The organism is Streptococcus sanguinis, from assembly GCA_013378335.1.
GTDB lineage: Bacteria > Bacillota > Bacilli > Lactobacillales > Streptococcaceae > Streptococcus > Streptococcus sanguinis_I.
This window is the reverse complement of record CP040556.1, coordinates 2232791-2247168: the sequence shown is the minus strand read 5'-3', so window position 1 is coordinate 2247168 and position 14378 is coordinate 2232791. Positions and strand designations below refer to the sequence as shown.

The following is a 14378-nucleotide window of genomic DNA, read 5'->3' as shown; positions in this document are numbered from 1 at the left end:
ACAAAACTAGTTTTCTGGTAATCAGAATTCTGCTTTGTTCGCTTTTCGCATTTAATTATAGATTTGAAGGGCTTAATAATTAAGATTTTTAAAAATTGAAATCTTTTTGTCCCAAACTCTTGATATTTTTAATATAGAAGCACTTAACACTTTCTTATCTAGGACTGATCCCCAAGGCAATGCGGCCGAAACGGCTGATACGGGTGATTTTCCAAGCAGGAGACCAAGTAACCTCGACAGAGGCACTTTCAATCTCCTCAATTTTCTTAAGAGAGTCCATGATGGCGATGGGTAGGCTTTCAGCACAGTCGCAGGCTGTATCGGTAAAGGTCATGACAACCTTGCAGTGGCCGTTTTCGTCTAAGTTAATTTCATAAATCAGCCCTAAGTTATAGACATCCAGCTCTACATCCGGATCGTAAATACGCTCGAGCTTCTCCACCAATTTATCCTGAATGGCAGCTGCTCGGTCATTGATTTTGATATCGTCTCTCATGGCTATCCCTTTCTATCTCAGTTAAATTGTTTTTATTTTCTCACAATTCAGATTTTTTTTCAAGCTATTTTGGAATATGAAAACGGATTTAGTTCTTCCAAATGAAAAATCCCTTTCAGACTCCTCAAAATGGCGGACTTATGATAGAATATAAGTACTAAAGAAGGCGGAGGTCAGAAGATGAAATTACAAAAACCTAAAGGAACTCAGGACATTCTTCCTCAAGAATCAGCCAAGTGGCAGTATGTAGAAGACTTTGCCCGCAAGACATTTAAAAAATACAATTACGGCGAAATCCGCACGCCGATTTTTGAGCACTATGAAGTCATTAGCCGCTCGGTCGGGGATACGACAGACATTGTGACCAAGGAAATGTATGACTTCTATGACAAGGGCGACCGCCACATCACGCTGCGTCCAGAGGGGACAGCGCCCGTGGTGCGTTCTTATGTAGAGAATAAACTTTTTGCTCCTGAAGTGCAAAAGCCTGTCAAAGTCTACTATATGGGCTCTATGTTCCGCTATGAGCGGCCTCAGGCTGGCCGTCTGCGGGAGTTTCATCAGATTGGAGCAGAGTGCTTTGGCTCTAGCAATCCTGCTATAGATGTAGAAATGATTGCCATGGCTGCTCAATTTTTCAAGGATATTGGTATTACTAATGTCAGCTTGGAGCTTAACTCGCTGGGAAATCCTGAGAGCAGAGCTGCTTACCGTCAGGCCTTGATTGACTATCTGACTCCGCTGAAGGCTAGCCTATCAGCAGATAGCCAACGCCGCTTGGAGGAGAATCCGCTGCGCGTGCTGGATTCTAAAGAGCCTGAGGATAAGGTGGCTGTAGAGGGTGCACCGTCTATTCTGGACTATCTAGATGAGGAGAGCAGTACCTACTTTGCGGCTGTTCGCTCCATGCTGGAGACCTTGCAGATTCCTTATGTCATCAATACCAACATGGTCCGTGGATTGGACTACTATAATCATACGATTTTCGAGTTTACAACTGAGGTGGCAGGCAGTCAGCTGACCATTTGTGCTGGTGGCCGTTATGATGGGCTGGTTGCTTACTTTGGTGGTCCGGAGACGCCAGGTGTTGGCTTTGGTATGGGCTTAGAACGCCTGCTTCTGGTGCTTGATAAGCAAGGAGTAGAGCTGCCGATTGAAACCGCTCTGGATGTTTATGTAGCTGTTTTAGGAGCAGGTGCCAATGGCAGAGCATTGGAGTTAGTGCAGGCGCTCCGCGCACAAGGATTTACAGCAGAGCGGGATTATCTAGACCGCAAGCTCAAGGCTCAGTTTAAGTCAGCTGATATCTTTAAGACCAAAACTCTTATCACCTTGGGTGAAAGCGAAGTGGAGAGCGGTCAGGTGACTGTTAAGAACAATCATAATCGTGAGGAGCTTACTGCTAGCTTAGACCAAATCCAAGAAAACTATCAGCTTATTTTTGAGAAATTGGGGTTTTAAAGGCTTGAGTCCAACAGGCAAAAACGGTATAGTATCAGGTGTTTGAACGAATTTAGTTGACAACATGTCAATATGTTTTCTAAAAAAATATCTTTAAAAGCTTGAAACATAAAGTGATTATTGATATAATGTACTCGTTATATAAATTTGCTAAAGGAGAAACAACTATGGCACAAATTAAATTGACTCCAGAAGAACTTCGTACATCTGCAAACAGATACACTGAAGGTTCTGAAAATGTAACTCAAGTTTTGTCTACATTGACTAATGAACAAGCAATTATTGCTGATAACTGGGATGGTTCTGCATTTGATAGCTTTGAAGCACAATTCAACGAATTGTCTCCAAAAATCAAAGAATTTGCACAATTGCTCCAAGATATCAATGCTCAGTTGATTAAAGTTGCTGACATCGTTGAGCAAACTGACCAAGATATCGCTGCACAAATTCACTAATTTTGTTATAACGGCTTTAGGAAGGCAAGAGCCTTCCTATTTTTATAAAGATTAAAAATGAAAAAATGGCAGTTTCTTTCATGTTTGATAAGAAAATCGCTGCAATGTAAAGGCAAGCTCTGACAATCTGAATCAATATCTGAATTAGACTGTTAGAGCTGTTTGTGTCTTTCTGTGTGCTCTTTTATGTAACAATAAACTAAAAAAATTAAAAAGAAAAAGAAATTTACATCCATGGGAAATAAAAAATTACTTAAGTATATAGGAAACGTTGTTTTAGTTATCGCCTTGCTGGCTGCAGTAGTGACGCTGAATGTCGCAGTGCAAAAGAATACAAGTAGTGCTAAAGACAGCAAGATTAAGACGGATCAAAAGACTAAACTGAATGTTGCAGTCGTAAATGAAGATCGGGCTGTTAAGGTTGACAAGAAAGAGTACAATCTTGGTGCTAGCTATGTCAAGAATCTGGAACGAGATGACTCTCAGAACTGGTATATTGTGACGCGTGGAGCTGCGGATACTGGTCTCGAAAATGGGAAATACCAGCTGGTTGTGACCATTCCAAGTGACTTTTCAGAGAAAGTGCTAGATGTCAATGCTATCAGCGCAGATCGGGCAATCGTCACTTATAAGGTCAATGCTGCTGGAAATCAGCAGATTGAAAATGAAGCTAATAATCTAGCTAAGGATATTATCGCGGATTTGAATAGTCAGTTGGTTGATATGTATATGGCTAGCATCCTGAGCAATCTTTATACAGCCCAGCAAAATGTGCAGGCTAGTTCAGAGGTGCAAATTACCAATATTGGCAATTATCGTACCAACTTGTTGGACTCAGCTATCGGGTCTAAGAATATCTTCCCAACGTTGGTTAGTATGTCTGCCTCATCTGTCGAAGCCAATAATTCTCTGAAGACGACTCTGGAAAGCTATGCTAAGGCTTTCGATGACTTGGATACCTCTCAGGCGACTTATGGAAAGAATTTTGATAGTCTTCTCAAACAGCGTGCGGATGATCAAATCAACTATGCTGCTTTTATGAAGCAACTGATGGAAATGGATGAAAAAGTTGTCCATAATGATACTCAAAAACTCTACGCTAAGTTAGAAGAAACACAAAACGATTTCACTAAACAGCTTGGCCCAACCGATGAAGTAAAAGATGTTGATGCTGATAATGTCAGTAAGCAATTAGCGGATTTGGAATCTGCCTTGGAAGCAGAACGTGGTCAATTAGATGTCCATAAACAGCAGATTCAGGGCTTTGTTGATAGTAAATTAAGGACCTACTATGGTGTTGAAGAAGGCAAGCCTATTACTCTTAGCGCAGTTTTTGGAGATGCTTTAACAAGCTATGAAGCATCCTTAAGAACCCAAATAGCTGAAACAGTAAAAACTTTGCCAGCTTCTCCAATAACAGAGGTCAAATACGGATTGTCAGTCCCTGCAATTGACTATTCTACTATTTCGCAATTTGGAACGCCGCAAGGAAATGGAGCTGCTGATTTAGCAAATCTTGCGGCGATTGCAGATCAAGCGGCTAGTTCTGCCAGCGGTCAGGTCAATGCTCAGACTGGTAGCAAGGCTACAGTATCAGTTCAACCGCCAGCAGGTGTAACGGTTCAAACTATTACTTACAATAGTGAACCTGTAACAAATGGTCAGGAAATTACTTTAGCTGAAAATGCTAAGTTTACTGTTCAATTCAGTGTGGATAATGCTGCGGCAGCTAGCTCAGTTGATAGTTCCATTGACATTTCTCTGAATGGCATTACAGCTACGAGCGTACCCGTGAATGTACAGGCTGCGCAGAAAGCAGCTGCAGACTACGGAGCAAAGGTTCAAGAGATTGCGTCTAATTACCAACGAGCTGAGTCTTTAATCCAGGCTTATAATTCTTTTGTTGAGTTAAAAAATAAAGATATGTCTGAATCCCTATCTACCCTTTTGATAAATGCTATTAATTCGAATCTAGATAGCTATCAAAATAGCTTGTCTAAAAGTAACGATGGTAAGAGTCAAGGGGTTAAAGAAACCTTGGATGAAACGATTAATAACTTGAAAAACAAGATAGAAGACGTCAAAGGGACCAATTCAGAACTCGCAACTGAGATTGATAAACAGCTCAATCTTTACAAAGATGTACGAGAGAAATTGAAAGGCATCTCAACTTCTCGGGAAACTTCTACTAATGCACTGAATAAGACCGACGCTGATCTGTCATCTCTGAATTCAGAATTCTCATCCTTGCTGTCTTCGACTTCTGGCGTTAAGTCGTCATCTCAGACTAACGTACAAGCTGCAGATAGTGTCAACCAAATCTTTAGCAGTTTCAATCGTGAGCTGGAAAACGCGCAGGGGACAACCGAAAAACTGTCTGCAAATGCTGAAAGCTTGATGGGGCAATTCAATAAGGAATTGGAAGATAATGGCAACTTTGTGGAGTCTTTTGTCAAGGTTCTTAATAATGCCTATGAGAATGGTGTTCCTAATGAAGTATTGCTGGACTTCTTATCGAATCCAGTTGCTCAGTCTTCTTCATCAATCAAAGCGACTGTCAATGTATACCGTCCATTTACTTGGATCCTCTTGTTGGGGATTGTCAGTCTCTTTACGGCCTATCTCTTTGCAACGCAAAATATTGTGCGCAAGGTTAAAGACCGCTTTAAACTTAATAAACTACAAGATACAGATATTACGACTGTGGGCATTCTAGGCTTCCTGTCTCTGACGATTGGGCTAGTTATTGGGATTGTCTCCAGTATGCAGCTTCACATCGGCAAGGAATATGTACCGTCTTGGGTCTTGTTGATTGTGGTTGCTAGCTTTGTCTTGATTCAGGGGCAGTATTTGATTCTCAAGCACTTGCGCGTGATGGGTATGGCCTTAGCCTTCTTCATGATTATTAGCTTTGTCTACCTGTCTAATGCTATTGGTACAACGGCTACCTTAACTGGCTTCCCAGCCTTTATCAAGAGTTTGAACCCCTTGTCTGTGCTAGAAGGCATGCTGTCAGGTTACTTTGACGGCAAGACCACTGGCTTCTTTGCCATCTTTGGTCTGGTTGTCTTGCTGGCTCTGCTGATTGCAGCTAATATCTTTATCAAGACTAGAACATTAAAAACTGAGGAAGTTTAGAAGAGTATGAAAAGAATTCTGTTTTTATTCCTACTCCTAAGTTCATTTGCGGTGACGGCTGTTGCCGCAGATGAGCTAAAGGATAATCGTCTGCAGATAGATAATTCGCGGATTGAAAAAGAGCAAGAACTGAACTTTGGTGCACAATCGGAAGGCACCAAGTCTCTTTTCGTTGCTGAGAATCAGGAAAAAATTCAGGAAATGAAGCAGTATCAAAATAAACAGTTGGCCACAGAAGCGGGACAACTGTTTTCTGCTATACAGGGGCCGACGGATATTTACCATTCCAAGGAGCTTTTTCAGCCAGGAACGGAAAAATTGTCCAAGCTGCAGACGAGTTTGAAGAGCGATGAGGAGAGCAGCTGGGATGATTTTCTGCCAGGAGTGGTTTACTTTGTAGTAGCCATGCTCTTGGTCAGTATGACTGTCTTTGTCAGCTATCGTATCAGTAAGGGAGAAGTATAAAATGAAAGGACATATCAACATCACCCTCCGTTTGCGGGATAAGGACGTGGATATTCGCATTCCTAAGCGGATTGAGGTCCGTCGCTTCATTCGGGAGATTGATCAGATTTTCAATATCGAAGGAAAGCGCCATAAGTATCAGCTGCGGATTATTAACAAGGGGTTGATACTGGATGAGGGCAAGGTTTTGGCTGATTATCCAGTCACAACAGGAGATTTAGTAGAGATTGAGGAGATTTAAGGTGACTGAGGAAAAATTTGTATTTGCTGAACAAGAGTTTATCTATGAAAAAAATGACAAGAATTGGAGCCTGACGCTCAAGCGCTCGGATGTGGCAACGCAGGATTTGCGGGAGCTCTTGCTTTTGGACCTGCATCATCCGCTTTTCTTGGAACAGGAGACTAAGGCCGACCATGATAGTGTCTACTTCACCTATCAGATTGAGCCTTTGGGGCTGTCCAAGGAAGAGATTGAAAAGCGCACGATTTCTGAGCGGATTCGTCTGGCTCTCAATGTGTTTGCTCTAGAAGCGGCACTGGAATTGCCGGTTACTTTTTTGCTGCATCCTAGCAATCTCTTTATTACCAAGGATGCGCAGGCTAAGATTGCTTATCGCGGAGTTCCAGGTATTATGACACCTCAGGCTATCTCTCGGGAGGACTTCTTGCGTCAGGCCAAGTGCTTTGCAGTGACGCTCTTTGCAGATCTGGACTTTATGGAGCTTTACAAGGGCTCGTTAGAGCTAGAAACTCTGCCGGATTTCCTAGTGGAGCTGCGTGAGGCTGACAGTCTGGAAGATGCTGTTGCTGTTTTGGAGAAATCCTATCAGGAAAAGGCTGCAGAAGAAGCAGCGAAGCAGACACTGGTCTCCAAGCGCCAGCATAAGATTTTTAAACTGGCGACCATCTGGCTGACAGCAGCTGTTGTGATTTTGACCATTCCTTTGATTTACTTGATTTTCATACAAAATCCTTTCAAGGAAAAGCTGTTACAGGCAGATACTGCCTTTATCAAAGTGGACTACAGCAAGGTCATCGATGAGCTGGAAGGAATCTCTCCTAAGAGCCTGCCGAATACACAGAAATATATACTGGCCTACTCTTATATCCAGGGGCTAGAATTTTCCGATGATCAGCGTAAGGTCATTCTAAATAATGTCACGCTCAAGTCTGATGATCTCTATCTCAATTACTGGATTCAAGTTGGACGTAATGATTTTGAAGATGCTTTGGATACAGCCAAACGGATTAATGACTCAGATCTGATCATCTATGCCTTGACGCAGGAGATGAAAAAGGTGCGTGAAGACGATAGTTTGTCTGGTAAGGAACGGGAGACTAAGCTTGAGTCCTTGGAAGGCGAGTATAAGAAATACTGGGATAGCCGCAAGGAGCTTCTAACTGGTGATTCTAGCTCAAGTGCTTCTGGCGAGGAAGGTTCTTCAGGAGCAAACTCTTCCTCCAGCAGTGAAGCGTCATCTAGCAGTAGCGCGAAGGAGTAAGTATGGGCAAGACAATCATCATCTATACAGACCATCTGCGCTATGAGCTGCAGCTGACAGAGGACAAGAAAGTTCTCCTAGCAGCGAGTGAGAAGGCTCAGCTTTACCTGCCTCATCAGGAGACTCCTATCCAGCTTCAGCTAGCTGAAGGGCAAGTCTTTTATCAGATGGGGGAAGAAACGGGTGTCGTAACTGACGGTATGGCCTTGGGTAATCTGACCTTGTATCAATCTGATTCAGAACCGGCTGTTTATGACCTACTGGACAGAAAAGAGTTACTCATCAGCGACCAGAAGGGGGCAGCTATCAGTCTGGAAGCGCCTTTGGAGTTGCTCTTGAAGCGAACGAATGATTCTTGGCTTTTGACCAAGATGAGAGGTCAAGTCTACCTCAATCACGTTGAGTGGACGGGAGACCAAATACAGCTGGAAGCCGGTGACGAGCTGAGCTTGGAAGGTATCTGCTTCAAGGTCTATCCAGAAGAAATCTGGGTGACGGGTCCAGCTACGGTCAGTTCTAACCTGACCTTGCGGGGGGCTTCTCGCCATGGTTTTTATCCAGACTATCCAGACTATCACCGCTCACCGCGGATTATCTATCGGAGCTCAGAGGACAAGATCCAGATTGCTCCGCCAAGCAAGGAGCCTCAAAAGCCTAATGATGAGCTCTTGAGACTGATTGTGCCGCCACTTCTCATGGTTGGGGTGACGGTACTGATTACACTGGTTCAGCCGCGGGGGATTTATATCCTCGTTACGGTGACTATGTCGATTGCCAGTGCTATCTTTTCGGTGCGCGGTTTCTTCAAAAACCGCAAGAAGTTCAAGGAAGACAAGAAAGAGCGCATCGATCTTTATCGCCTCTATCTAAAAGACAAGGCTATTGAGCTGAACAAGCTGGAACGTGAGCAGCGTGATGGCATGCTTTACCATTTCCCAAACATTAACGAATTGACGGGTCTGGTGACAGACTACAGCCACCGCATCTACGAGAAGACACCGCTGCACTTTGACTTTCTTTACTATCGCTTGGGGCTTGGACAGGTGCCAACCTCTTATAAGCTGACCTACGGTCAAGAAGAGCGAAGCGGCAAGAAAGATGCGCTGGAAGAGGAGGGCTATGCTCTCTACACTAGACATAAGAAAATTCCCGATCTTCCTATCGTGGCTAATCTCAGTCATGGACCGGTCGGCTATATCGGTCCGCGCAATCTGGTGATGGAACAGCTCCAGCTCTTGGTCATGCAGTTGGGGGTCTTTCACTCCTACCACGATGTGCAGGTGATTACCATCATGCCAGAGGAGGAACGCGACCAGTGGGATTGGCTGCGCTGGCTGCCACATGCGACTCTGCAAGAGCTGAATGTCCGTGGCTTTGTCTATAACCAGCGGACGCACGATCAGGTTCTAAACAGCCTTAACCAAATCCTGAAACTGCGCAAGGCTCAGAAGGAAGAAGCGACCCGGCAGGAGACGACGCTCTACAGCCCTCACTATGTAGTCTTGGTCACAGATGAAAAGCTGATTCTCGACCATATCATCATGGAGTTCTTTACTGAGGATCCGACGGACCTGGGCTGCTCACTCATCTTCGTGCAGGATGTCATGAGCTCTCTGTCTGAAAATATCAAGACGGTTGTCAATATCAAGGACCGCAACACTGGGCAGTTGGTCATGGAAGAGGGAATCCTCAGAGAGATTGACTTCCGCTTAGATCATTTCCCAGAAGGCTATGACAAGGAGCGCATCGCTCGGACCTTGGCGCCGCTCAATCACCTGCAGAATCTCAAGAGCTCAATCCCTGATACGGTCACCTTTATGGAGATGTATGGGGCAGAGACCTTCTCGGACCTGCAAGTCTTGCAAAAGTGGCAACAGAATGCACCTTATAAGAGTTTGGCAGTGCCAATCGGCCTGCGGGGCAAGGAAGACCTGGTCTACCTCAACCTGCATGAAAAGGCTCACGGACCACACGGGCTGATTGCCGGGACAACCGGATCTGGTAAGTCGGAGACCATCCAGTCCTATATCTTGAGTCTGGCTGTCAACTTCCACCCGCACGATGTGGCTTTTCTGCTCATCGACTACAAGGGTGGGGGAATGGCCAATCTCTTCAAGAACCTGCCCCATCTCTTGGGAACCATTACCAACTTGGACGGGGCCCAATCCATGCGGGCGCTAGCTTCCATCAATGCGGAGATTCACCGCCGGGAGCGGCTCTTCAGAGAGTTTGAAGTCAATCATATCAACCAATATCAAAAGAAATTTAAGAACGGGGAAGCGACTGAACCCCTGCCCCATCTCTTCCTCATCTCGGATGAGTTCGCAGAGCTCAAGGTCAACCAGCCTGACTTTATCAAGGAGCTGGTATCCATCGCTCGGGTCGGGCGTTCCCTCGGTGTCCACTTGATCCTGGCTACTCAGAAGCCCTCTGGGGTGGTGGATGACCAGATCTGGTCCAACTCCCGCTTTAAGCTGGCGCTCAAGGTGGCAGACCGGACGGACTCGATGGAAATGCTTAAGACGCCAGATGCGGCGGAGATTACCCAGACTGGCCGGGCCTATCTGCAGGTCGGTAATAATGAAGTCTATGAACTCTTCCAGTCAGCTTGGTCAGGGGCAGACTACCAGCCGGATAAGGATGAGCTGGGAATTGAAGACCATACCATCTACCTGATCAATGACCTGGGTCAATACGAAGTGCTCAATCAAGACCTGTCAGGTCTTGACTTAGCCGAGGATATCAAGGAAGTACCGACAGAGCTGGAGGCTATTGTCAGTCAGATCCAACTACTGACAGAGAGCCAGCAGATTCCTCCAGTACCACAGCCATGGCTGCCACCACTTAAAGAGCGGATGACTCTGCAAGAGCTGGAACCTATCCATCCGCAGGAAGCTTGGGAACAAAAGAAGCCGGTCTCCGTCCTTCTAGGAATGGCGGATATTCCGCAGGCTCAGAAGCAAGAGCCGGTCTCTGTCAACCTGTCCAAGGATGGGCATATCCTGCTTTACGGAAGTCCTGGTACAGGGAAGACAACCTTCCTGCAGAGTGCGGCCATGGACTTGGCTCGCAAGTTCAGTCCCAAAGATGTCACCCTCTACCTGATGGACTTCGGGACCAATGGTCTGGCACCACTGGGTCAATTACCGCAGGTGGCCGATACCTTGCTTTTGGATCAGACGGAGAAGATTGCCAAGTTTGTCCGCATCATGGAGCGGGAGCTCAACCGGCGTAAGAAGCTCTTGTCGGACTACGGCGTTGGGACCTTGGAGCTCTACCGCCAGGCTAGCGGTCAGCAAGAGCCGGCAATTGTCATCCTACTGGATAGCTATGAGTCCATGAAGGAAGAGGCCTATGAAGCAGAGCTCTTCAAGCTCTTGGTGCGGATCTCCCGTGAAGGTCTCAGTATCGGTGTTCACCTCTTGGTGACAGCGGGCCGTCAGTCCAACCTTCGGGCGCAGTTCTACGCCAACTTCAAGCACCAGCTGAGTCTGCCACAGAATGATGTGGGAGAAGTCCGCTCGATTGTGGGCTCTACCCCTCTTGCGGCGACCATGGAAGACATCAAGGGTCGGGCGCTTATGAAGCGTGACGAGGTTGATGTCATCCAGCTAGCTCTGCCAGTAGCGGGTGCCAATGATGCGCAAGTCCTCAACAACCTGCGTCAAGAAGTCGCTTCTCTCCAAGAAGTCTGGACAGGACAACGCCCAAGTGCCATTCCGATGGTGCCAGAGGAGTTGACGGAAGCTGACTTCTATAGCCGAGCTAGTGTCCAATCTGCTTACGAGAAGGGTCTCGTACCGCTGGGACTGGATATGGAAACGGTTGAACCAATTACTTGGAATCTATCCAAGGGCAATCTTCTCTACTTAACGGATAAAGAAGAGCAGATGAGTGCTTTGACTGAGCAGATTGCACGAGGCAAGCAGAAGGTGATTGTGCTAGCCCCGAAGTATCATAATTTATCAGATTCTGATAATTTATTTGTCTTTTCATCGGCTGAGGAAGTTTTAGAGTCACTTGAAGATATGAATAAACGTATTAATGAAAGACTGGAGCAGCATATTGTCTCTCATGATGCTACTATCATTATTTACAATATGGTTGATTTACTTCAAGAATTATCACAAGATGGTATTGACCAATTGACTTATCTATTAGAAAAGGGTCTTAAAGTTGGATATGGTATTGTCGTAATGGCTTCGCCAGCTATAAGTAGAAATATTGATATGGCATCTAAGCAAGTTAAATCTTATAAACAAGCTATTTTAGCTATTAGATTTAATGACCAGAGTATATTAAGTGCTGTCAATAAACCTCTAAGAGAAGCAGCATTGGAAGGGCAGCTACATTATTATGTAGTTGATAATCAATTAACAACTATTAAGGTTTTGATACCATAAAGTAATAGGAGATACAATGGGAAATAAAGCAGAATTAATTCAAAAATATAATGAAGTTAGTGCTAGATATGATGCATTAAATACTAAAATATCTGCACTATCAGATGCATTAAAGACTTTAAATGGAGTTTCAACTACTATAGATTATATCTTAAAAGATCATGGTAACATCAAACATACTTATAATCTAGCTGGTACAGCATACAAAAATGAAACGGAAACAGAGCAAAAGACTGTAAAGACAGCATCAGATGAATTTACAAAACATAAAGATGATATTGCGGGACAGCTCAGCACAAAAATATTAGTGCTGGGGGTCGAGGCATCGCTATGCAATGCTTCAATGGCCACTTTATCAGGACTAATAGCTACAGCAAAGGAGTAATAATTTTATGAGTGATATTATAAAAGTGCATGATTTACCTGGTATAGAAGACTACGGGAAATCTATTTCAGAATTTTCAAAAAGTTATTCAGCTGCTGTCAGTGATACAGATCGAACGTTTTCGTTAAAAAAACAAAATTCAGAACTTGATGCATTGGAGGCTTTTTACAATAAACTAAATCTATTACAAGAAAAAGTTTTTCATAAAGTTCCAGAGGCTCTAGAAAAATATTCTAAAACTAACACTGTGTTTAGTTCAACTGTCAAAAATGCTGGTTTTGAAGTGAAAGCTTGGACTTCAGAAAGTGGGAGAGGTACTGTAACAAAGACATTAACTGGTGATCAGACTACTGCGGTTTCAAAAGTCAAGTCTGAACTTCAACCTGCACTAGATACGGCCACACAATTATTAGAAATTGATAGTATTAATTTAAGCCCTATTCAATCAAAAGCAGAGGAAGAATTGTCAACGGAATCAACAAACCGAACGAACACTCACAATGCGGTTGATGGGGCGCATAGAACTTTTGTTCAAGGGTTAGATGAGACAACTGAGACAATAAATCGCCTCCAAAGAGATGTTAATAATGCTAAATCAATTTTAAGAATGCCAGCAGACTTTGTTATGAACAGTATCAGTCACAAAGTTTTGACGAAGGACAAAATGTATTATCTGGATTCAATGTCCAATGATGTTGATGCTTCGGTTGTCAAAGATGTTCTTAGCGAGTCACCAGGTAATATTATGAAGCAACGTCCTGAAGAAATTAGCGAAAGTGCGTATAATGTACTTTCTGCAGAAGTTACTGATTGGGTTATACGTGGCAAAAAAGGTGATAAACTAGCAGAGAAAAAATTAAATCATTTTGTAGGTGCAATGGGGGATGAGCCAACAACTAAGGTGGATCAATTTACGACTTCAATGTTGCAAGCTGGAGATAGGGAAGCTTGGACTTTAATCGCAAATATGAAACAAAATCATGCAAAAAATCCGAATGATCCTAAAATTGGGCGAGATCAGGAACGGTTAACAAATGTAAATGAGTTTATCGGTCTGATGAAGTCTATTAATCTTTTAGATATTGGGTATGGCACAGAGATATCTGAGCTTGCACATGAGACTTACAAGATACCAACTTTTAAGTCAACAACCACTACGAAGAGAATGAAAAATATTGATATTACAAATAGTGGAGTTACATTTTCTGTTTCTACAAACATAAAAGCTTTTGAAAGAAAGAATGTTTTGGACACTGTTGCGGTAGATCAGCCTATTAAAGATGAGACTACCACTGAGACTTATCGAAGTGGCACAATGGCTGGTATTGGTGCTAATCTAGTCTATAACAAAGCGAAAGCTGCTGAACTTCAGAAGGCTCGAGAAGATGCCTTAGAAGCATTTCAGGAAGATGTAACTGTATCTGTTAGTAAAGGGATTGTTAATACTATTCTCCCTGGCTCTGTAACTGTTCTAGAACTTTTACAATCATTTTCTGGGGATGATGAGTCGAAGTCTGAGGGGCTTGCATCACTTAGCGACTATATTCCAAGCAAAAAGGGAAGCAATGCCTTGAGTGCAATCTCAAATGTTGCTAAGGCACAGTTTGCTTTTAATAGCAAGGTAGACCAACTTCAGCAAGAGAAGTTAGAACAAACTCAAAAGAGTATCGGTGAGTACTTGAAAAAAGGAACTTGGTATCTTGAAGGTGACAAAAAAACCTATACAGACTCTTCTATTTACTATGATTTTAATGCGACTCTACGGGCAGAGGAAATGAACGATAGAGGTATGCTAGGATATGTGGAGACAAAAGTTCCAGAAGCTGCCCAGAGTGGTTTAACTCCTGAACAGTGGATAGAAAAACAAATTAAAAATAATCAAGTGGAAGTTGATAAGGAGACCAAGAACTATCTTATGGGGAAATCTGATCAGAAGATTACAGATATGAATCAAAATCAGATTGATAATCTAACATCGGCATTGAATCGTATTATTGGCCAAGAAGATTCGACTGCAAATAATGGAGTTGAAAAATATATTTTATACTTAAATGAGAAGTATGAATATTAAGG

Annotated in this window: 10 protein-coding genes; 9 read left to right on the top strand and 1 reads right to left on the bottom strand. The window is 43.6% G+C overall.

Translation table 11 applies throughout. From position 1 onward, the window contains the following. Positions 1-154: 154 nt before the first annotated feature. A complete protein-coding gene (locus FFV08_11575) occupies positions 155-496 on the bottom strand; it encodes a metal-sulfur cluster assembly factor (GenBank protein ID QLB53158.1) in 342 nt (113 codons plus the stop codon). 180 nt (positions 497-676) lie between these two features. On the opposite strand from FFV08_11575, the gene FFV08_11570 reads away from it, so the two are divergent. The 9 genes from FFV08_11570 (at position 677) to FFV08_11530 (ending at position 14376) form a co-directional block, all read left to right on the top strand. Further along, positions 677-1957 carry a histidine--tRNA ligase gene (locus tag FFV08_11570; protein ID QLB53157.1) on the top strand — a complete coding sequence of 427 codons (1281 nt, stop codon included), beginning with the start codon at positions 677-679 and terminating at the stop codon, positions 1955-1957. A 167-nt stretch (positions 1958-2124) separates the two neighbouring features. After that, positions 2125-2412: a WXG100 family type VII secretion target gene (locus tag FFV08_11565; GenBank protein ID QLB53156.1), complete on the top strand. Its 288-nt coding sequence runs from the start codon at positions 2125-2127 to the stop codon at positions 2410-2412. A 234-nt stretch (positions 2413-2646) separates the two neighbouring features. Continuing rightward, a complete protein-coding gene (esaA, locus tag FFV08_11560) occupies positions 2647-5550 on the top strand; it encodes a type VII secretion protein EsaA (protein ID QLB53155.1) in 2904 nt (967 codons plus the stop codon). 6 nt (positions 5551-5556) lie between these two features. Further along, positions 5557-6015 carry a type VII secretion protein EssA gene (gene essA / locus FFV08_11555; protein ID QLB53154.1) on the top strand — a complete coding sequence of 153 codons (459 nt, stop codon included), beginning with the start codon at positions 5557-5559 and terminating at the stop codon, positions 6013-6015. Position 6016: 1 nt separating this feature from the next. Beyond that, positions 6017-6256 (top strand): secretion accessory protein EsaB/YukD, encoded by a 240-nt coding sequence (locus FFV08_11550; GenBank protein QLB53153.1) that lies wholly within the window; start codon positions 6017-6019, stop codon positions 6254-6256. Position 6257: 1 nt separating this feature from the next. Then, positions 6258-7517 (top strand): type VII secretion protein EssB, encoded by a 1260-nt coding sequence (gene essB / locus FFV08_11545; GenBank protein ID QLB53152.1) that lies wholly within the window; start codon positions 6258-6260, stop codon positions 7515-7517. 2 nt (positions 7518-7519) lie between these two features. Beyond that, the gene (gene essC / locus FFV08_11540; protein ID QLB53151.1) at positions 7520-11920 is read left to right on the top strand and encodes a type VII secretion protein EssC; all 4401 of its coding nucleotides are present in this window, start codon (positions 7520-7522) and stop codon (positions 11918-11920) included. A gap of 16 nt (positions 11921-11936) precedes the next feature. Next, entirely contained in the window at positions 11937-12305 is a 369-nt protein-coding gene (locus FFV08_11535; protein ID QLB53150.1) for a hypothetical protein, read from the top strand. Between the two features lie 7 nt (positions 12306-12312). Further along, positions 12313-14376, top strand: coding sequence for a tachykinin family protein (locus FFV08_11530; GenBank protein QLB53149.1), 2064 nt, complete (start codon positions 12313-12315; stop codon positions 14374-14376). Positions 14377-14378: the final 2 nt, after the last annotated feature.

Coding starts and splice junctions, on each gene's coding strand:
- FFV08_11575 (QLB53158.1), bottom strand. CDS start 496: ATGAGAGACGATATCAAAATCAATGACCGAGCAGCTGCCATTCAGGAT.
- FFV08_11570 (QLB53157.1), top strand. CDS start 677: ATGAAATTACAAAAACCTAAAGGAACTCAGGACATTCTTCCTCAAGAA.
- FFV08_11565 (QLB53156.1), top strand. CDS start 2,125: ATGGCACAAATTAAATTGACTCCAGAAGAACTTCGTACATCTGCAAAC.
- esaA (QLB53155.1), top strand. CDS start 2,647: ATGGGAAATAAAAAATTACTTAAGTATATAGGAAACGTTGTTTTAGTT.
- essA (QLB53154.1), top strand. CDS start 5,557: ATGAAAAGAATTCTGTTTTTATTCCTACTCCTAAGTTCATTTGCGGTG.
- FFV08_11550 (QLB53153.1), top strand. CDS start 6,017: ATGAAAGGACATATCAACATCACCCTCCGTTTGCGGGATAAGGACGTG.
- essC (QLB53151.1), top strand. CDS start 7,520: ATGGGCAAGACAATCATCATCTATACAGACCATCTGCGCTATGAGCTG.
- FFV08_11535 (QLB53150.1), top strand. CDS start 11,937: ATGGGAAATAAAGCAGAATTAATTCAAAAATATAATGAAGTTAGTGCT.
- FFV08_11530 (QLB53149.1), top strand. CDS start 12,313: ATGAGTGATATTATAAAAGTGCATGATTTACCTGGTATAGAAGACTAC.